This window comes from Streptomyces sp. NPDC044044, assembly GCF_056434405.1.
This window is the reverse complement of the sequence record NZ_JBWKFG010000004.1, coordinates 365014-384546: the sequence shown is the minus strand read 5'-3', so window position 1 is coordinate 384546 and position 19533 is coordinate 365014. Positions and strand designations below refer to the sequence as shown.

15 protein-coding genes are annotated in these 19533 nt (G+C 71.3%); 13 read left to right on the top strand and 2 right to left on the bottom strand.

The genetic code is table 11. The features are described 5' to 3' along the window. Positions 1–3: 3 nt before the first annotated feature. From AC07AG_RS17435 to obgE, 8 genes are all read left to right on the top strand, one after another. A complete protein-coding gene (locus AC07AG_RS17435) occupies positions 4–579 on the top strand; it encodes a GNAT family N-acetyltransferase (RefSeq protein WP_478755941.1) in 576 nt (191 codons plus the stop codon). Positions 580–616: 37 nt separating this feature from the next. Then, a complete protein-coding gene (locus AC07AG_RS17430) occupies positions 617–2008 on the top strand; it encodes a hypothetical protein (protein ID WP_478755940.1) in 1392 nt (463 codons plus the stop codon). A gap of 46 nt (positions 2009–2054) precedes the next feature. Continuing rightward, positions 2055–2858 carry a TIGR03936 family radical SAM-associated protein gene (locus AC07AG_RS17425; RefSeq protein WP_478755939.1) on the top strand — a complete coding sequence of 268 codons (804 nt, stop codon included), beginning with the start codon at positions 2055–2057 and terminating at the stop codon, positions 2856–2858. Positions 2859–3094: 236 nt separating this feature from the next. After that, on the top strand, positions 3095–6979 hold the full coding sequence (locus tag AC07AG_RS17420; protein ID WP_478755938.1) for an Rne/Rng family ribonuclease: 3885 nt from the start codon (positions 3095–3097) through the stop codon (positions 6977–6979). Positions 6980–7161: 182 nt separating this feature from the next. Continuing rightward, positions 7162–8511 (top strand): phospholipase D-like domain-containing protein, encoded by a 1350-nt coding sequence (locus AC07AG_RS17415; protein ID WP_478755937.1) that lies wholly within the window; start codon positions 7162–7164, stop codon positions 8509–8511. 164 nt (positions 8512–8675) lie between these two features. Then, a complete protein-coding gene (gene rplU, locus AC07AG_RS17410; protein WP_160505004.1) occupies positions 8676–8996 on the top strand; it encodes a 50S ribosomal protein L21 in 321 nt (106 codons plus the stop codon). Between the two features lie 14 nt (positions 8997–9010). Then, positions 9011–9265, top strand: a complete 255-nt coding sequence (rpmA, locus tag AC07AG_RS17405; RefSeq protein ID WP_160505003.1) for a 50S ribosomal protein L27 — start codon at positions 9011–9013, stop codon at positions 9263–9265. 132 nt (positions 9266–9397) lie between these two features. Then, positions 9398–10837 (top strand): GTPase ObgE, encoded by a 1440-nt coding sequence (obgE, locus tag AC07AG_RS17400; RefSeq protein ID WP_478755936.1) that lies wholly within the window; start codon positions 9398–9400, stop codon positions 10835–10837. Positions 10838–10971: 134 nt separating this feature from the next. Here obgE and AC07AG_RS17395 read toward each other — a convergent pair whose 3' ends face one another. Next, positions 10972–13062, bottom strand: coding sequence for a hypothetical protein (locus AC07AG_RS17395; RefSeq protein ID WP_478755935.1), 2091 nt, complete (start codon positions 13060–13062; stop codon positions 10972–10974). Between the two features lie 283 nt (positions 13063–13345). Between AC07AG_RS17395 and proB the strand changes: the two genes are divergently transcribed. The 5 genes from proB (at position 13346) to AC07AG_RS17370 (ending at position 18351) form a co-directional block, all read left to right on the top strand. Then, positions 13346–14473 (top strand): glutamate 5-kinase, encoded by a 1128-nt coding sequence (gene proB, locus AC07AG_RS17390; RefSeq protein ID WP_478755934.1) that lies wholly within the window; start codon positions 13346–13348, stop codon positions 14471–14473. Positions 14474–14715: 242 nt separating this feature from the next. Further along, positions 14716–15195 (top strand): hypothetical protein, encoded by a 480-nt coding sequence (locus AC07AG_RS17385; RefSeq protein WP_478755933.1) that lies wholly within the window; start codon positions 14716–14718, stop codon positions 15193–15195. 74 nt (positions 15196–15269) lie between these two features. Further along, positions 15270–16571 carry a glutamate-5-semialdehyde dehydrogenase gene (locus tag AC07AG_RS17380; RefSeq protein ID WP_478755932.1) on the top strand — a complete coding sequence of 434 codons (1302 nt, stop codon included), beginning with the start codon at positions 15270–15272 and terminating at the stop codon, positions 16569–16571. A gap of 67 nt (positions 16572–16638) precedes the next feature. Continuing rightward, a complete protein-coding gene (locus AC07AG_RS17375) occupies positions 16639–17217 on the top strand; it encodes an SCO2584 family spore wall biosynthesis protein (protein WP_478755931.1) in 579 nt (192 codons plus the stop codon). 66 nt (positions 17218–17283) lie between these two features. After that, positions 17284–18351, top strand: coding sequence for an SCO2583 family membrane protein (locus AC07AG_RS17370; RefSeq protein ID WP_478755930.1), 1068 nt, complete (start codon positions 17284–17286; stop codon positions 18349–18351). A 47-nt stretch (positions 18352–18398) separates the two neighbouring features. On the opposite strand, the gene AC07AG_RS17365 is transcribed toward AC07AG_RS17370, so the two are convergent. Then, a complete protein-coding gene (locus AC07AG_RS17365) occupies positions 18399–19526 on the bottom strand; it encodes a M48 family metallopeptidase (RefSeq protein WP_478755929.1) in 1128 nt (375 codons plus the stop codon). Positions 19527–19533: the final 7 nt, after the last annotated feature.

Here is a 19533-nt window from a genome sequence, read left to right as displayed (position 1 = left end):
CACGTGACGCAACCGGGGCCGGTGGACGGGTTCGGGTCGGGTATGCCCCGACTCGGCCCGCCCTCCGGCCTCGTGCACCTCTCCTTCATCGCCGCGATGGAGGAGTTCCGCGCCGAGGGGCGCGGCGGCGATGACGACGACACGACGCTCGGCCGCACCCTGCGCGACTACGGCGACAAGTGGCACGACCCGGTGGTCTTCGAGCGCTACGTCGCCGAGGTCCGCGCCGCCACGTACCCCGCCGAGCCGTTCTCCGTCCCCGTGACGACCCTCTGGTACGCGGACGGAGCCGACTACTTCGGCCGCATCGCCATCCGGCACAGCGTCGCCACGCGCTTCCTGCGCGAGTACGGCGGCCACATCGGCTACGACGTACGCCCCACGGCCCGCCGCCGCGGCCACGCCACGGCGATGCTGATCGATTCCCTTCCGTACGCCCGTGAACTGGGCCTGGAATCCGTCCTGGTCACCTGCGACACCGACAACACCGGTTCGCGCAAGGTGATCGAGGCCGCGGGCGGCGCCTTCGAGGACGAACGCGGCGGAAAGCTGCGCTACTGGATCCCGACCGGCGCCTGACCGAACCGGCACCCACCACTGACGCGTCTAGGACGGCATGGACCTGGAAAAGCGGCCCCCGCTGGACAAGCGCGAGCCGGAGCAGCCGCTCACCGCACCACCCGCACCACAACAGCCGCAGCCGCAACCGCAGGCCGAGGGCTGTCTCGCCGTCGCGATCCGCATTCCGGTGCGGATCGTCGTGCTCGTGCTCGTCGTCCCGGTCCGTCTGGTGTGGGACGCGCTCGCCGCGTGCGGCCGCTTTCTCTACTTCCGGGGGCTGCGGCCCGTGGGACGCGCGTTCGCCTGGCTCGGGCGGGGCATCGGCATCGGTCTGGTGTGGCTGCTCAAGGCGGTGTTCGTGTGGCCGTGGGTGGGGCTGTGGCGGTACGTGGTCGTGCCCGTCGGCAGGGGTCTCGCCTGGCTCGGGCGCGTGCTCGTCGTGGTGCCCGCCGCCTGGCTGTACGGCTCCGTCCTCACGCCGATCGGACACGGCATCGCCTGGCTGTGCAGGGGAGTCGGGCACGGCGCCGCATGGCTGGGGCGGACGCTCGTCGTGATCCCCGCCGTGTGGCTCTACACGGCGGTCCTGACGCCCGTCGGTCACGCGATCGCCTGGCTCGCGCGGGCCGTCGCGACGGGTGCCACGGTGGCCGGGCGGGGCATCGGCGCCGCTCTGGTGTGGCTGCTCAAGGCGGTGTTCGTGTGGCCGTGGGTGGGGCTGTGGCGGTACGTGGTCGTGCCCGTCGGCAAGGGCCTCGCCTGGCTCGGGCGCGTGCTGATCGTGATCCCCGCCGCCTGGCTCTACGCCTCCGTCCTCACGCCCGTCGGGCACGCGATCGCCTGGCTGGCCAAGGGAGTTGGGGCGGGCATCGCCTGGGCCGCGTGGGGGATCGGCGCCGGGGCCGGCTGGCTCCTGCGGGGGATCGGGACGGTGCTCGGCGCCCTGGGCCGCTGGATCTTCGTCGTGCCCGCCGTCGCCCTGTGGCGCTGGGTGCTCGCGCCGATCGGGCGCGGGATCGCAGTCGTCGTACGCGAGATCGGCGCCGCGCTCGGACGCGCCTGGCGCATCGCCGGGTACGTGTCCCTGGCCGTGGGCCGCTTCCTCGGCCGGATCCTGCGGTGGCTCTTCGTCGACCCGGTGCGCTGGGTCTACCGCGCGGTCCTCACCCCCGTCGGTCACGCCGTGCGCGACGGGGTCTGGCGGCCGGCCGCCCAGGCCGTGAAGGACGCGGGCCGCGCCACCCGGCAGGCCCTGGCCGCCGCCCGCCGGAGCGTGCGGGACGCGCGTGCCGACGTACGCCGGATGCTGTTCGGTGCGCCGAAGGAACAGGTCCCCGTGGGGGCCGCCCCGAGGGAGCCCGCGCCGGTGCCGGTGGCCCGGCGGGAACCGGACACGGCCACGGCACGTACTCTAGGTAGCAGTACGACCGCACTCACGAAGGACTAGAACACTGGGCAAGCGACAGCCCGAAGGCCCGCCGCCCGCTCCCGCGGTGCAGCGCATCCGACTGCGCTACACCAAGCGCGGCCGCCTCCGGTTCACCAGCCACCGTGACTTCCAGCGCGCCTTCGAGCGGGCGCTGCGCCGCGCCGAGGTGCCCATGGCGTACTCGGCGGGGTTCACCCCGCACCCGAAGGTGTCGTACGCCAATGCCGCACCCACCGGCACGGGCAGTGAGGCCGAGTACCTGGAGATCGCGCTCACCGAGACGCGTGACCCCGACACACTGCGCGAGCTGCTCAACGAATCGATGCCCAGCGGGCTCGACATCGTGGACGCCGTCGAGTCCCGCACATCGGGGCTCGCCGACCGGCTCACCGGATCCGTCTGGGAGCTGCGCCTGGACGGCGTGGAGCCCGCGGACGCGGAGCGTGCCGCCGAGGCCTTCCGGGCCGCGGAGGTCGTCGAGGTCCAGCGCCGGGCGAAGAACGGCATGCGGACCTTCGACGCCCGTGCGGCCGTCGTGAGCCTTGAGGCAATCGCCTCTGACGAGGCGATCAGCCACGACGCTGATAGGCCGACCGACCAGCCCTGTGCGATACTGCGGCTGGTTGTTCGGCACGTGACACCTGCCGTACGACCCGACGACGTCCTGTCCGGTCTTCGAGCTGTGGCCGACCTGGCGCCGCCGGTCGCCGCAGCGGTGACCAGGCTGGCGCAGGGGCTTCTTGACGACGAGACCGGCACGGTGACCGACCCGCTCGCGCCCGACCGCGAGGCAGCCACGGCCCCACTTGAGAACCAAGGGGTCGCCGCAGCCGCCGCGAAGGTGCCGGCGACGGAAGGTCCCGCGTAGGGACGAACGTCGAAGCGCCGCCCTTGTACTCGGGAGCCACCTGGGTCGGGCAGCGCACTGACCGAGACTTTCGCCAGGCCGTCCGCATTTGGGCGTACGGAACCGGCGAGACAGACACATAGAGCTCCCGTGCGGCGCCCACGCCCCCGGATGGCGGCCCCGCGTAGGTGAGCGAGGGCCGCGGACATCACCGGACCAGGCGCGGCGCCCGGGAGCGTGACGGGAGAACCGCCCGCATGCTTGAGCCGAACGAACCCACTGAGGGCTCGGACAACAACACACCCAGCGACACCCTGCCGCCGCGCCGCAGGCGCCGTGCGGCGTCGCGGCCCGCGGGTCCGCCCGTGGGAGCCACCGAGGGCGCGGCCCCGGCCATACCGGCCACCCCCGCCGCCGAAGTGCCCGCAGAGGCCGTTGCTCCTGAGCCCGTACAGGCCGAGGAAGCCGCTCCCGCTCCGCGCCGTCGCCGTGCCACCCGCCGCGCCTCGGCTCCTGCCGGTGCGCCGCAGGGTGCGCAGGCGCCCGCCGAGACACCGGTCGCCGAGCCCGTGGCCGCCGAGGCCCCGGTCGAGGCGGAGCCCGCCGAGGAAGCCGCTCCCGCCCCGCGCCGTCGCCGCGCCACCCGCCGCGCCTCCGCTCCCGCCGGTGCGCCGCAGGGTGCGCAGACGCCCGCCGAGACGCCTGTGGCCGCCGAGCCCGCCGTCGAGGAGCCCGCCGCCGAGGCCGCGCCCGAGGCGCAGCCGGAGTCCGGCGACGCCGCCCCGCGCCGTGCCCGCCGCCGTGCGACCCGCGGCTCGTCCGCGCCCGCCGCCGAGGCCGCCGCCGCCCCTGAGACCGCCGATGCGCCCAAGGCCGCTGAGCCGAAGGCCGCCGCCGAGCCCGCGCAGACCCCCGAGGCGGAAGCCGCCGAGGACGACGCGCCCCGTGGACGCCGGCCGCGCCGCGCCACCCGCAAGGCCGCCGCCGGATTCTCCGCGCCCGCCCCCGCACGTGCCCGCAAGGCGCGTGGCGGTGACGCCGACGACGACTCCGGGAGCAAGCCCGCGCGCCCCGCCGTCGCCGTCTTCCAGGCGCCGGTGTTCGCCGAGCCGATGTTCCAGACCCCCGAGCGCGCCGCCGCTGCCGCTGCCGCCGCCGAAGCGGCCGACGAGCCCGCCGAAGAGGTCGAGGCCGAGCAGCCCGTGGCCGCCGCACCCGTGGTGGAGGAGGAGACCGGCCCGCGCCGTCGCCGCCGCCGTCGGGCCCAGGACGAGCAGCCCGCCGCCGAGCGCGAGCCCGCCAAGGCCGCTCCGCAGCCCGCCGAGGCCCCCGAGCCCGAAGAGGCCGAGGACACCGCCGCGGACAACGGCAGCGACAACGACAACGACGAGTCCGACGACTCCGGTGAGCGTCACGGCCGCCGTCGCCGTCGTGGTGGCCGTCGCCGCCGCCGCGGTGAGTCCGCCGACGACTCCGGCGACCAGCAGGACTCGGACGCCGACTCCGACACGGACGCCTCTGCCGCCGAGCAGCCGGAGCAGGACGCCGAGGATTCCGCCGAGCAGGCCGAGGACGACTCGGACGACAACGGCTCGGGTGCCGGTTCCAGCAGCAGCCGTCGCCGCCGTCGCCGTCGCCGTCGCGCCGGTGACTCCGGTGAGGGCGAGAACACCGCGGACGGCGACCCGGAGCGCACGGTCGTCAAGGTCCGTGAGCCGCGCAAGAAGGAAGAGCGCGAGCTGGGCACCGGCGTCGACGAGGTCACGTCCATCAAGGGCTCGACCCGCCTGGAGGCCAAGAAGCAGCGCCGCCGCGAAGGCCGCGAGCAGGGCCGCCGCCGCGTCCCGATCATCACCGAGGCCGAGTTCCTGGCGCGCCGCGAGGCCGTCGAGCGCGTGATGGTCGTCCGCCAGAACGGCGAGCGCACCCAGATCGGCGTCCTCGAGGACAACGTGCTCGTCGAGCACTACGTCAACAAGGAGCAGGCCACCTCGTACGTCGGCAACGTCTACCTGGGCAAGGTCCAGAACGTGCTGCCGTCCATGGAGGCCGCCTTCATCGACATCGGCAAGGGCCGCAACGCTGTCCTGTACGCCGGTGAGGTCAACTTCGAGGCGCTCGGGATGGCCAACGGCCCCCGTCGCATCGAGTCGGCCCTCAAGTCGGGCCAGTCGGTCCTCGTGCAGGTCACGAAGGACCCGATCGGCCACAAGGGCGCCCGCCTCACCAGCCAGGTCTCGCTGCCCGGCCGCTACCTGGTCTACGTGCCCGAGGGCTCGATGACCGGCATCAGCCGCAAGCTGCCCGACACCGAGCGCGCGCGTCTGAAGACCATCCTCAAGAAGATCGTCCCCGAGGACGCGGGCGTCATCGTGCGCACCGCGGCCGAGGGCGCGAGCGAGGACGAGCTGCGCCGCGACGTCGAGCGTCTGCAGCAGCAGTGGGAAGAGATCCAGAAGAAGGCGAAGAACGGCGGCGCCGCGCCGACGCTTCTGTACGGCGAGCCGGACATGACCGTCCGTGTCGTCCGCGACATCTTCAACGAGGACTTCTCGAAGGTCATCGTCAGCGGAGAGGAGGCCTGGGACACCATCCACGGGTACGTCTCCCATGTCGCCCCCGACCTGGCCGACCGCCTGCAGCGCTGGACCTCCGAGGTCGACGTCTTCGCGACGTACCGCATCGACGAGCAGCTGATGAAGGCGCTCGACCGCAAGGTCTGGCTGCCCAGCGGCGGCTCGCTGGTGATCGACAAGACCGAGGCGATGATCGTCGTCGACGTCAACACCGGCAAGTTCACCGGGCAGGGCGGCAACCTCGAAGAGACCGTGACGAGGAACAACCTCGAAGCGGCCGAGGAGATCGTGCGCCAGCTGCGCCTGCGTGACCTCGGTGGCATCGTCGTCATCGACTTCATCGACATGGTGCTCGAGTCCAACCGGGACCTGGTCCTGCGCCGACTGCTCGAATGCCTGGGCCGTGACCGCACGAAGCACCAGGTCGCCGAGGTCACCTCGCTGGGCCTGGTCCAGATGACCCGCAAGCGCGTCGGCCAGGGCCTCCTGGAGTCCTTCTCCGAGACCTGCGTCCACTGCAACGGCCGCGGCGTGATCGTGCACATGGAGCAGCCGACCTCCGCCGGTGGCGGCGGCAAGCGCAAGAAGCGCGGCCGTGGCGGCTCCGAGCAGGGTCAGGAGCACACGCACGAGCACGAGGGCCACGAGGCCCACGAGGGCACGGACGAGGTCGAGTCCGAGTCCGAGGCCGAGGTCGCCGCGGAGGCCGCAGCCCCGGTGGCGCTCCCCGAGCCGGAGTTCGTGCCGGACGAGGAGCTCTACAGCAGCGCGTCCGAGGCCGAGGCCGCGGCGTCCCGCGGTGGCCGCTCGCGCCGCAGGGCGACCCGTCGGGCATCGGCTCCGGCCGGCGCACCGAAGGCGGAGAGCGCCCCCAAGGCGGAGAAGCGCTCCAAGTCCCGGCAGGCCGCCACGGCCGAGGCTCCGGCCGCCGAGGACCCGGTCGTCGAGGCTCCGGCCGCACCGGCCCAGGAGGAGGCTGTCCAGCAGCCCGCTCCCGCCGTCGAGGCCGCCCCCGAGGCGCCCGCGGACGACGCAGCCCCCAAGGGGCGTACGCGCCGTCGTGCGACCCGCAAGGCGACGGCGCCCGCCGGTTCGCCGAAGGCCGCCGAGAGCACCGAGCCGGAAGTCGCCGAGGTGATCGTCGCCGAGGTGCCCAAGGCGGAGCCCGTCGTGGCCGAGCCGGTGCCTTCCGCCGAGGCGGCCCCCGCCGACGCGGCCCCGGCCCGTCCGCGCCGCCGTGCGGTCCGCAAGGCCACCGCGCCGACCGCCTCCGAGGATGCGGCCGTCCTGGTCGTCCCGTCGGCGGAGAAGGCCGCTCAGGCCCCGGAGAAGGCCACGGAGAAGCCCGAGGCGGACGCCGAGGAAGCCGCTCCGGCCAAGAAGACGGCGCGTAAGACCGCCGCCAAGAAGGCGCCCGCCAAGAAGGCCGCCGCCAAGAAGACCGCTGCCAAGAAGACGGCCGCCAAGAAGACGACGGCCAAGAAGGCGTCGAAGACGACGAAGAAGACCGCCGCGGCGGAGCAGGCACCGGCCGGTGTCAAGGCCTCCGCGGCAGACGAGGGCTGACCTCGTCCTTCGTAGTCCGTACGTATGACCGGATGCCCCCGGCGTGGTGAATTGGCCACGCCGGGGGCATCCGGCTGTTGGTAGGCGGTGAAGTACCTGTAAAACTCATGCGGTTGATGAACGAACACGCGAGCGTGGCGTTTGGGGAAACGCTCGGCTCGTGTCCGGGGAGGGGATGGACGATGGCGCACGGTCGCCTGAGAGGCACGGGACGTCACCGTGCCGTGAAGCAGGTCAAGGGCGGACGCCAGGCCGTCGCACTGGCCACGGTCCTGTCGGCGGCGGGGATCCAGACGGTCAGCGCGATGGGGACGGCGGCGGCGGACGGGGAGCCGCCACTGGTCGAGGCGCCGATCTTCAACAACCCGCTGGGCACCACCGAGCAGCAGTACGCGATACGCACCCGCCTGATCGAGCTGACGAACGCCGCGGTGCCCGGATCGACCATCAAGGTCGCGGTCTACCACGTGTGGGAGGCGTCGGTCGTGGACGCGCTCGTGGCGGCCAGGAACCGCGGGGTGAACGTCCAGATGCTGCTCGACGAGTCCAGCAGGAGCGACCGCCCCGCGAACACCTCGTACAGCACGCTGGCGACGGCGCTCGGCACCGACAAGAGCAAGCCGTCCTTCGTGGCGCTCTGCCCGACGGGCAAGTCCTGCCTGGGCGACCCGGCGTACGGCAAGTCGATCATGCACAACAAGTTCTGGCTGTTCTCCGAGGTCGAGGGCGCCAAGGACGTCGTCGTGCAGACCACGTCGAACTCGACGCCCTCCGCGCACACGAAGTTCTTCAACGACGCGCTGCAGCTCCCGAACAACCCGACGATGTACGAGGCGTACGCCGACTACTTCGCCGACATGATCCGCAAGGACTGGCGGAACTGGGACTACCGCACGGTCAGCGACGGCCTCTACAAGGCGTACTTCTTCCCGCGCTCCGGCACGGTCAACGAGACCGACACGATGTACTCGGTCCTGAACAACGTCCAGTGCAACTACAAGGACGCGGCGGGGGTGGCCCGGCACACGAACATCCGCGCCTCGATCTTCAAGATCACCCGGAAGCAGATCGCCGACAAGCTCGTCTCGCTCAAGAAGGCGGGCTGCACGGTCAGCATCGTCTACGCCGAGACCGACAGCGCCAAGAGCCAGGGCGGCACCCCCGGCACCTGGGAGGCGCTGCACAAGTCCGGCGGGCCGACCATGCGCTGTTTCAACGACGACAGGGACCCGCTGCACCCCGGCACCAAGCTGGTGACGCCCTACATCATCCACTCGAAGTACCTGCTCATCGACGGCAAGTACGACGGCAAGCAGAACAAGATCTCCTTCACCGGCTCGCAGAACTACACGGCGCCCGCGCTGCGCGAGAACGACGAGGCGATCGTGAAGATCGACGACGACTCCGTGCACGACGCGTACCGCGGACACTTCGACCGCGTACGGGCGATCGCCTGGCCCGGCAAGGCCGACAGCACCGACTTGTGCAAGGGCGTCAAGCCGCTGCCGCCGGACGGTGAGAAGCCGGTTTGACCCGTCCGGCCCAGCCCCGTAATCTTGACCGTCGGCGTGTTACTAGGCACGTCCTACCCCTGTAAACCTGATTTCCCTTCCGGCGCCTGGCGTCCGGGAGAGGCCGACCGTGTCATGCGGGCGGCTGGACTGCGGGGGTCCCGTTCCGAGCGAGAGAGAGATCCGTGTACGCCATCGTGCGCAGCGGTGGTCGCCAGCACAAGGTTGCTGTCGACGACATCGTTGAGGTTGACAAGCTTCCCACCGCCAAGGTTGGCGACACCGTAGAGCTCTCTACGCTGCTCGTTGTCGACGGCGACGCCGTGACGAGCGACCCGTGGGTGCTTGCCGGTATCAAGGTCACGGCCGAGGTCGTGGACCACCACAAGGGTGCCAAGATCGACATCCTTCGCTACAAGAACAAGACCGGCTACCGCCGTCGCCAGGGTCACCGCCAGCAGTACACGGCGATCAAGGTCACCGGTATCCCCACGGCTGCGAAGTAAGGGACTGAGAACACATGGCACACAAGAAGGGCGCATCGTCCACTCGGAACGGGCGCGATTCCAATGCTCAGCGGCTCGGCGTGAAGCGCTTCGGCGGTCAGACCGTCAACGCCGGTGAGATCCTGGTCCGCCAGCGTGGCACCCACTTCCACCCCGGCTCGAGCGTCGGCCGTGGCAAGGACGACACGCTGTTCGCGCTGGCCGCCGGTGCGGTCGAGTTCGGCACGCACCGTGGCCGCAAGGTCGTGAACATCGTTCCGGTCGCCTGAATCAGGCTTCCGTAGAACAGTTCTTCGCGAGGGCGGACCTCACTTCCCTGTCGGGAAGCGGGTCCGCCCTTCGCGTGTTACATCTAGGGGCATTTCGCCCCTGACATTCGTTCGTTTCTGGAGGCACATCCCATGACCACCTTCGTGGACCGCGTCGAGCTGCATGTCGCCGCGGGTAGCGGGGGCCACGGCTGTGCCTCCGTCCACCGTGAGAAGTTCAAGCCGCTCGGCGGCCCTGACGGTGGCAACGGCGGCCGTGGCGGTGACGTGATCCTGGTCGTCGACCAGTCGGTCACGACCCTGCTCGACTACCACCACTCCCCGCACCGCAAGGCGACCAACGGCGCCCCCGGTGCCGGTGACAACCGCTCCGGCAAGGACGGCCAGGACCTCGTCCTGCCCGTGCCGGACGGCACCGTCATCCTCGACAAGGCGGGCAACGTCCTCGCCGACCTGGTCGGCCAGGGCACGACGTACGTCGCGTCGCAGGGCGGCCGCGGCGGCCTCGGCAACGCGGCACTCGCCTCGGCCCGCCGCAAGGCGCCCGGTTTCGCGCTGCTCGGTGAGCCCGGCCAGGACGGCGACGTCGTCCTGGAGCTCAAGACGGTCGCGGACGTCGCACTCGTGGGCTACCCGAGCGCCGGCAAGTCCTCGCTGATCTCGGTTCTGAGCGCCGCCAAGCCGAAGATCGCGGACTACCCCTTCACGACGCTCGTCCCCAACCTCGGTGTGGTGACGGCCGGTTCGACCGTCTACACCATCGCCGACGTCCCCGGCCTGATCCCGGGCGCGAGCCAGGGCAAGGGCCTCGGCCTGGAGTTCCTGCGGCACGTCGAGCGGTGCAGCGTCCTGGTGCACGTCCTGGACACGGCGACCCTCGAGTCCGACCGTGACCCCGTCTCCGACCTCGACATCATCGAGGCCGAGCTGCGGGAGTACGGCGCGGGCCTGGAGAACCGGCCGCGGGTCGTCGTCCTGAACAAGATCGACGTACCGGACGGCCAGGACCTCGCGGACCTGGTCCGGCCCGACCTGGAGGCACGCGGCTACCGCGTCTTCGAGGTGTCGGCCATCGCGCACAAGGGGCTCAAGGAGCTCTCCTTCGCGCTCGCCGAGGTGGTGGGCGCGGCGCGTGCCGCGAAGCCGAAGGAGGAGGCGACCCGGGTCGTCATCCGGCCCAAGGCCGTGGACGACACGGGCTTCACCGTCAAGCTCGGCGACGACGGCATCTACCGCGTGCGCGGCGAGAAGCCGGAGCGCTGGGTGCGCCAGACCGACTTCAACAACGACGAGGCCGTCGGCTACCTCGCGGACCGGCTGAACCGCCTCGGCGTCGAGGAAGCGCTGATGAAGGCGGGCGCGCGTACCGGTGACGGCGTCGCCATCGGCCCGGAGGAGAACGCGGTCGTCTTCGACTGGGAGCCCTCGGTGATGGCCGGTGCGGAGATGCTCGGCCGCCGTGGCGAGGACCACCGCCTGGAGGCGCCCCGTCCCGCGGCCCAGCGCCGCCGGGACCGCGACTCGGAGCGTGACGAGGCGGAGAAGGCGTACGACGACTTCGAACCGTTCTAGGCTTTTGCCTGGCGGGGGCGCCCCTGACTACGCGAAGGCCCCCCGGAGCTTCTGCTCCGGGGGGCCTTCGTCTGTTCGTGCACGGTGCGGGTGCGTCGGGGTTGATCGCGCAGTTCCCCGCGCCCCTTGCGGGGCTACGCCGTGACCGAGTCCTCCGCGCCGTTCTGCTCGGTGGGGTCGGACTCCATCTCCTCTGCCGCGTCCTGCGCCGCGCGCTGGCCGGGGATCTCCGCGTCGATGCGGGTGGCCATGCGGAAGCGGCGCTCGTCGGCCTTGGCCGCGAGGGCGAGGGCCGCTTCGTTGAAGCGGACCAGGGAGGGCGGGTCCGAGGGGCCCAGGAGGTGCTCCTTGAGGGCGGCGCGCGACTCGGCGTGCGTGTCCTTCTCCGGGGAGCGGACGGCCTCCAGGAGGACCGGGAGGTCCTCGGCGGTCGGGGAGAGGATCGTCGCCGCGCTCACCGTCGGGAAGCCCGCGCGGAAGTCCGCCTCGGACATGCCGGACGTGTTGGCGACCGCGTACGGCTTCTCGCTCGTCAGCCAGTCGGAGACGACCGAGGAGACATCGCTGATCAGCAGGTCCGCCTGGTTGAAGCAGGAGAAGATCGCGGGGCGCGCGGTGGTGATGATCTGGTGCTCCCACTCGGGGAACGAAGCCCAGTACGCCGCCTCCCACGCCGCCGTCGCCTCGGCCACGGCCGCCTGCTGGTCGCCGTCCGGCGTGCCCTGGAGCATCATCCGCTCCATCTCGTCCACGCTCTTGCGGAACGCGGTCGAGGTCAGCCGGTCCAACTCGGCGGTGCGGAGCGACAGTTCGGCCAGGGCCTCCTGGCCGGGTCGCTCGCCCGAACGCTTGACCGCGGCCTCGCGGATCATCGCCTTGATGCGCTCGTTGGCCGCGCCGGCGCGGGGGTCCTGCGAACCGGTCATCGGGTGCGGCTTGTAGATGAGCCGCACGCCGGGGTCGGCGAGGAGGTGCCGGACGATGTTCTCGCCCGCGAGGGTCACCGACGTGTTGCCGGGGTTGCCGTCCCAGCCCTCCCAGGTGGGGGCGTACAGAACGGTCGTGAACGGGCCCGTGGGGGCGCCCGTCGAGCGCAGGATCGGGGACAGCTGGGGGCGGCCGACCTCGACCACGTCCTTGTCCTCGACGCCGACGTCGGCCGCTTGGTAGCGGTCGCGCGCGGCGGGGCCCGCCACCCACACCTCGTCGTACGCCTTCGCGTACGGGTTGCAGGAGGACAGCTTGTCGCTCTCGCCGTGGTTGATGAAGGCGTGCTTGATCGTCGGGATGCGCAGGACCTGCGAGGTCTTCGCGGCATTCGCCGGGTGCAGCATCATCTTCAGCGTCGAGGTCTCCAGGGAGAACATCGTCGCGACCTTCGGGAAGCAGATGATCGGGACGTCGGTCGCGTCGATCTTCTGCACCATGAACCGCTCACGCAGCACGATCAGCGGATTGCCGTCGAGCTTGGAGAGCGTGGAGAGCCACATGTTCGCCTGGTACGCGGACGTGGCGCCGCCCGAGAAGTACATCGCGACGGACGGCTGGTACTCGGCCAGCCAGTTGTCCAGCCACTCCATGACCTTCTCGTCGTTCTTCGCGCGCTTCTTGGGGAGCAGCCACGTGGCGAGGTAGATCGCGCCGAGGCCCATCAGGGCGATGGAGATCCCGAGGCCGATGCCGCCCCAGTACGCGTCCGTGGTGGCCGCGGTGACCATCAGGCCGGCCGTGGCGGGGATCGAGAACGTCAGGAGGCGGTGGGCCTGGCGGCGCGAGAGGATCCGCGGCGGGGCCGCGGTCAGGTGCAGCGCGGACGTGTCGATGTTGCGCGTGACGATCGGCAGCTGACGGCGGCGGCGCACCAGTATGGCGGTGGCCTGGCAGCCGAAGTGCAGGAAGTAGAACGCGAGCAGCGAGATGGTCAGCGGCGACTGCTCGGCCAGCGGCTCGATGCCGTCGATGCGCAGCAGGCCGACCAGGATCAGCATGTCGCGCAGGAGCTGCCTGACGGTGACATCGAAACGGATCTTGCCAAGGAGGGAGAGGAGCCCCGGCTGCTTGTACTGCAGATAGACGTCGAGCGCGAGGTTCGCCGCCGATGCGGCGATGAACACCGGTACATACGGGACCAGCGCGCTGACGAGCTGGGCCGTGAAGAGCGCGAACATCGCGAACAGCGCGGAGAGCTGCACGATGCGGCGGGGTGCGAGTCCGGCAGAGGGCACGGGCTTGGGCTCCTGGCGGGGGATCGGGGGGATCGGACGGAGGGAACGCGGGAAGTCGACCACTGACCGTATGACGTGCGGTGGCTCCGTAGCAATCTTCCGTGACGACAATCACCGGATAAAGGGGCAAAGGTACTGAACCTCGAAGGCGGGATTCGCCTCGGGGGAGTCTTCGGTCCCTGCCCCGTCCGCCCCTCGAAATGCGGGGGCAGCCCACCTGGGCACTCGCGTAGATTGGCTGGTCCGGCAGGGAATGGGATCTTCGGGATCATTGGGGAAGCACGTGGCTGGGGCAAGGCAGGGCATCGCAGAGGCCCACAGGGTTGTCGTCAAGGTCGGGTCCTCGTCCCTGACCACCGCGTCGGGAGGCCTGGACGCCGATCGCGTTGACGCACTCGTTGACGTGCTCGCCAAGAGCCGCAGCGGCGGCGAGCGCGAGATCGTGCTCGTCTCGTCCGGTGCCATCGCCGCCGGGCTCTCGCCGCTGGGCCTGCGCAGGCGCCCCAAGGACCTCGCGAGGCAGCAAGCGGCCGCCAGCGTCGGCCAGGGCCTCCTGGTGGCCCGCTACACCGCTTCCTTCGCGCGCTACGGCGTACGCGTCGGGCAGGTGCTCCTCACCTCCGACGACATGGCCCGCCGCGCCCACCACCGCAACGCGTCCCGCACCCTCGACCAGCTCCTCGCGATGGGCGCGCTGCCCGTCGTGAACGAGAACGACACCGTGGCGACGGACGAGATCCGCTTCGGCGACAACGACCGGCTCGCAGCCCTCGTCGCCCACCTCGTCCACGCCGACCTCCTCGTCCTGCTCTCCGACGTGGACGGCCTCTACGACGGCGACCCGGCCAAGCCCGGCACCTCCCGGATCTCCGAGGTGGCGCGCCCCGCCGACATCGAACACGTCCAGATCGGCAGCGCGGGCAAGGCGGGCGTCGGCACCGGCGGCATGGTCACCAAGGTCGAGGCCGCGCGGATCGCGGCGGCAGCCGGGATCCCGGTCGTCCTGACGTCCGCGATCCACGCCGCCGACGCCCTCGCGGGCCGCGACACGGGGACGTACTTCCACCGCACGGGCCGCCGCACCGGCGACCGGCTCCTGTGGCTCCAGCACGCCTCCGAGCCGCAGGGCGCGCTGACGCTCGACGACGGGGCGGTGCGCGCGGTCGTCGAGGGGCGCAAATCGCTGTTGCCCGCCGGGATCGCGTCGGTCGAGGGCGACTTCTCCGCGGGTGACCCGGTCGAGCTGCGGGACACCGCGGGACGTGCCGTGGCGCGCGGCCTGGTGAACTTCGACGCCAAGGAGCTTCCGCAGCTCCTCGGCCGTTCCACGCGGGAGCTCGCGCGGGAGCTCGGACCGGCGTACGAGCGGGAAGTCGTGCACCGCGACGACCTGGCCCTCCTGCACGGTTAGCCCTTCCAGCCCTTCCAGCCCTTCGCGGCCCCCGCGTCCCACGGTTCCGTCGCCACAGGAGTCACAGCCGCCCCAGTGGTCCCCGGCCGAAAACAGGCGCGAACGCCACGTTCCGACCGGCCCCTGCGAGGTGAAACTCCCCAAAACCGCCCCGCGGGGGCGCTTGGCCTGCTCAACTTTGTTCCAGACACTTCCGCACGACCATTGCGTATCCGCACCACCATTGCGTAGAGGAGGCCGTCGTGAGACGAGTGCGCCCGGGAGCGTCGTCCCGCGCGTCGGCTGAGCGGTCCCTGACCAGTGTCGCCGCGGGGGCGACGTACACCGACACGCAAGCGGCCGGTGAGACGGACGAGACGCAGGAGGCCGAGACGGTGGACGCGCCCCGTCTGTGGCACGTCACCCTGAGCGTCTCGGGGGCCAACGCCCCGCTGAACGAGGTCAGGCGAGGCCTCGAACAGCTCGCCCACGACCACCCCTTTCTGCTGACCAGCAGGTATGCCCCCGACCACGCGGAGATCCGGTACTGGGAAGAGGCCCGCGACCTGCACGACGCGGCCGCGGTCGCGCTCCGGCTCTGGGGCGAGCACCGGCAGAGCGCGAAGCTCCCGCCGTGGGAGATCGTGGGGCTTGAAGTGATCGACCGCGACACATACCACCAGCGAATCGCGGAGGGGTACGGTCCGCTCCCGGCGACCCCGGTGGGCGTGCACCCTTTTTGAGCCGTCGTGAGCACACGGGTCTCGGCTGCTGAAACAGCGGGTGGACCTCGGCCGCTCCGCATTACGCTGCGGGCATGACGTCCCTCTCCCCTTCGTTCTCGGGCCTGCCCTACGACAACCTCTCGCCGGTCGCCCAGGCCGCGTACCGCGCCCGCGGTGCCGCCGCGACGCTCGCGCCACTGCCGAGGGCCGTCAAGGACGACGCGCTCCTGGCGATCGCCGACGCCCTCGAGGTGCGCACCGCCGAGATCATCGAGGCCAACGGCAAGGACACCGCACGCGCCCGCGAGGCCGGGACCAGCGAGTCGATCGTCGACCGCCTGACGCTCACCCCGGAGCGGGTCCGCGCCATCGCCGCCGACGTGCGCGACGTGGCGGCGCTGCCCGACCCCGTCGGCGAGGTCGTCCGCGGCTCGACCCTGCCCAACGGCATCGACCTGCGCCAGGTCCGCGTCCCGCTCGGCGTCGTCGGGATCATCTACGAAGCCCGCCCGAACGTCACCGTGGACGCCGCCGCCCTCTGCCTGAAGTCCGGCAACGCGGTGCTCCTGCGGGGTTCGTCATCGGCGTACGAATCGAACACGGCGCTCGTCCGCGTGCTGCGCGACGCCGTCCACGGAGCGGGCCTGCCCGCCGACGCCGTCCAGCTCGTGCCCGGCGAGAACCGCGACTCCGTGCGCGAGCTGATGCGCGCCCGCGGCCTCGTCGACGTCCTCATCCCGCGCGGCGGCGCCTCACTGATCAAGACCGTCGTCGAGGAGTCCACCGTCCCGGTCATCGAGACCGGCACCGGCAACTGCCACGTCTACGTGGACGCCGATACCGACCTGGACATGGCCGTCGACATCCTCATCAACTCCAAGGCCCAGCGCCCCAGCGTCTGCAACGCCGCCGAGACGCTCCTGGTGCACGCGGACATCGCCGACGCCTTCCTGCCGCGCGCCCTGGACGCCCTGGCCGAGGCCGGGGTCACCGTGCACGCCGACGAGCGGGTCATCGCGTACGCCGACGGGTCGAAGGCCACCGTCGTGCCCGCGACCACGGAGGACTGGGAGACCGAGTACCTCTCGTACGACATCGCGGCGGGCATCGTCGACTCCCTGGAGCAGGCCGTCGAGCACATCCGCCTGTGGACCTCCGGGCACACCGAGGCGATCGTCACCACCTCGCAGCAGGCCGCGCGCCGCTTCACCCAGCTCGTGGACTCCACGACGGTCGCCGTGAACGCCTCCACGCGCTTCACGGACGGCGGCCAGTTCGGCTTCGGCGCCGAGATCGGCATCTCCACGCAGAAGCTGCACGCCCGGGGCCCGATGGGGCTGCCCGAGCTGACGTCCACGAAGTACATCGTCACCGGGGACGGCCACATCCGCTGAATTCCCGCTCGGGCCCAATTCTCGTACCGTCTGCCCAGATTGCCCCTTCCGGGTCTACGCTGGAAGGGTGCCGGAGGACGTGGGGGGCACGCCGTCGTTTCCTGACGGCTGGGAGCCCGACGACGACCGCGACCGCGGGGGTGCGGACGAAGAGTTCGCCTCCGTGGTCTTCGACGAGGACTTCATCAAGGCCGCCGAGGTTCATGAACCCACCGCGGTGGAGCGGCTGTTGGCCGCCGCCCAGGCGCGCGCCGAGGCCTCCGAGGCCGAGAACCGCCGGGCCCGCACCCGGGGTTCGGGCCGCGAATCGCCGGAGGACGACCTCTACGACGAGGGCTTCGGCCCCGACGACGGCGGCGAGTTCGGCCACGACCCGGACCTCGACGACGTGTACGACCGCGAGTTCACCGATGACGGGTACGGCCGCCAGAGCGGCTATGGAAGCCGCAACCGCTGGCACCGCCCCGTCGCCTGGATGCTCGCGCTCCTGATGGGCATCGGCATGGTCGCGCTCGCCTTCACCGCGGTCTACCGCGGCGCGTCCACGGGCCGCCAGGACCCGTCCCCGCCGCCGGTCTCCACGGAGCCGTCGGCCTCCGCGGAGTACGACCCGCCCCCCGTGTCCGCGGCGCCCCGCATCCCGTGAGAAGTTGTCAGAACTTGTCGTGTACCAGGGCGTTTACCTGACCGTGCTGAGACCTACCCTGAAGGTATGGGCGGGCCAGGAGAACCACCCGAGGGGACCCCCGAGGGCGCTCCCGCCGGTGGTGAGGACGAGTATCGATCCGTCGTCTTCGACGAGTCGTTCGTCCGCGCCGCACGGCTCCAGGAGTACTCCGCGCAGGAGCGCATGGGCGATCACACCCACGCGGTGCGCCGCCGTCCCGCGCGCCATCGGCACCTGTCCAAACAGGCCGTGATCCTCGTCCTGCTGATCGCCGTCGCCTTCGGCACCGCGATCTACATGGGCGTACGCCATCCGTACCAGACCCCGGCCGCACAGCGCCCCGAGCCCCTGCGGATGACGGTCATACCGCTCGCCCCGCCGGGCCCGGTGCCAGGCGCCGAGAAGCCGTCCGACCTGTTCGCGCACAGCCAGGCCGCGCAGTTCCGGGTGGGCGCGTCGGGCATCAACCTCCCTTCGGCGCACCGCACTTCGCACTTCTCGGACGGCCAGGTGATGGCCGCGCTGACCACCGCCAAGGACTATCTGGTCGAGTCCTCGCTCGACCCGGACGTCCTCACCGGCGGCGCCGTGCGCTCCGCCCGGATCCTGCTCGACCCGCAGCAGCTCGACCAGTTCGACAAGAGCTTCGCGCACCCGGCGGCCGACGGACGGCACGCGCCCACGGGCTGGCTGGTGCGCTTCGACCCGACGAAGACGGCCCTCGCCACGCCCGGCATCCGGGTCCACGGCACGCTGCACGCCACGGAGACGGACAAGAACACCCTCGAGGTGACCTCGGACCACACCTTCGTCTACGCGCTGCGTCCGGCAGGCAAGGGCGAGCACGCCAAGGCCTCGCTGTTCACCGTCCGCCGCGAGCTGCAGTTCCGCTTCGACCGCGACGACCTGCGGATGCGCCAGGCCGAGCTGCTCGTGTCGTACATGCAGGCGGGTCCGCTCGCCTGCTCCGCCGACGCCGCCAACCAGCTGCGGCCGCTGCTCGCCGGGCAGAAGGCGAAGGCGGGCGGCCCCGCCGGCACCGACCCGTACGCGACGGGTGACGCCACGGCGCTGTGCGGCTCGCTCGCGGCCACCGCCCAGCCTTCGCTCTGAGGTGCTCCCTGGGGACTGCCCGGGGGCTGCCCGGGACTGCCCGGAGATTACTTGTCCCCGGTGGCCGGCGGGTCGTCGTTCCGGCCGCCCTGCTGCCCGCTCTGACCGCCTTGGCCTCCTTGGCCGGTGAACTTTCCGCGCAGCTTGCCGCCCAGGTCGCCAGCGCCGCCCGCGATGTCGTTGACCAGCTTCATCAGGGGGTCCTTGCTGTTGCGCATGTCGTCCGCGTAGCTGGACGCCGACTGGCGGAAGGAGTCCGACACCGAGGTGTCCCTGTCCTCGTCGCGGCGGGGGTAGTGGCCGTCCATGATCCGCTGGTAGTCGCGGGTCTCGGCCCACTTCTTCAGCTCGGCGGCGCGCACGGTGGTGAAGGGATGCGTGCGCGGCAGCACGTTCAGGATCTTCAGGACGGAGTCGCGCAGGTCGCCCCCGGCCTCGTACTCCTTGGCCTGCTCCAGGAACGCGTCCACGTTCATCTCGTGCAGGTGGTTGCCGCCCGCGATCTTCATCAGGCCGCGCATCGACGCCTTGAGGTCCTGGCCCACCAGGAGCCCCGCGCGGTCGGCCGACAGCTCGGACTTGCGGAACCACTCGCGCAGGGCGGTCACGATCGCCATGATCGCCATGTTGCCGAGCGGGATCCAGGCGACCTTGAGCGCGAGGTTCGTGAGGAAGAGCAGTATCGTCCGGTACACCGAGTGGCCGGACAGCGCGTGGCCCACCTCGTGGCCGACGACCGCGCGCATCTCCTCCTCGTCGAGCAGCTCGACGAGGCCGGTGGTCACCACGATGATCGGCTCGTCGAGACCGATGCACATCGCGTTCGGGTTCGGGTCCATGTTCACGTACATCGGCGGGACCTTCTCCAGGTCCAGGATGTAACAGGCGTCCCGCAGCATGGTGTTGAGGTGCGAGAACTGCGCGTCGGAGACCCGCACGGAGTCGGAGAGGAACAGGAGCCGCAGGCTCCGCTCGGGGAGCAGCCCGCTGAGTGCCTTGAAGACGGTGTCGAAGCCGCTCAGCTTGCGCAGGGCCACCAGGGCCGAACGGTCCGCCGGGTGTTCGTACGCCCGTGACGAGATGCCGGGAAAGCGCCTGCGCTGCCTGCTCGGCACGTTCTCGTGGCCGCTCCCGTGGCCGCCGCCCTGCCGGCCGTGGTCGTTGTCGTCGGTCATCCGCCAT

Coding starts and splice junctions, on each gene's coding strand:
- AC07AG_RS17430 (WP_478755940.1), top strand. CDS start 617: ATGGACCTGGAAAAGCGGCCCCCGCTGGACAAGCGCGAGCCGGAGCAG.
- AC07AG_RS17420 (WP_478755938.1), top strand. CDS start 3,095: ATGCTTGAGCCGAACGAACCCACTGAGGGCTCGGACAACAACACACCC.
- AC07AG_RS17415 (WP_478755937.1), top strand. CDS start 7,162: ATGGCGCACGGTCGCCTGAGAGGCACGGGACGTCACCGTGCCGTGAAG.
- rpmA (WP_160505003.1), top strand. CDS start 9,011: ATGGCACACAAGAAGGGCGCATCGTCCACTCGGAACGGGCGCGATTCC.
- obgE (WP_478755936.1), top strand. CDS start 9,398: ATGACCACCTTCGTGGACCGCGTCGAGCTGCATGTCGCCGCGGGTAGC.
- AC07AG_RS17380 (WP_478755932.1), top strand. CDS start 15,270: ATGACGTCCCTCTCCCCTTCGTTCTCGGGCCTGCCCTACGACAACCTC.
- AC07AG_RS17370 (WP_478755930.1), top strand. CDS start 17,284: ATGGGCGGGCCAGGAGAACCACCCGAGGGGACCCCCGAGGGCGCTCCC.
- AC07AG_RS17365 (WP_478755929.1), bottom strand. CDS start 19,526: ATGACCGACGACAACGACCACGGCCGGCAGGGCGGCGGCCACGGGAGC.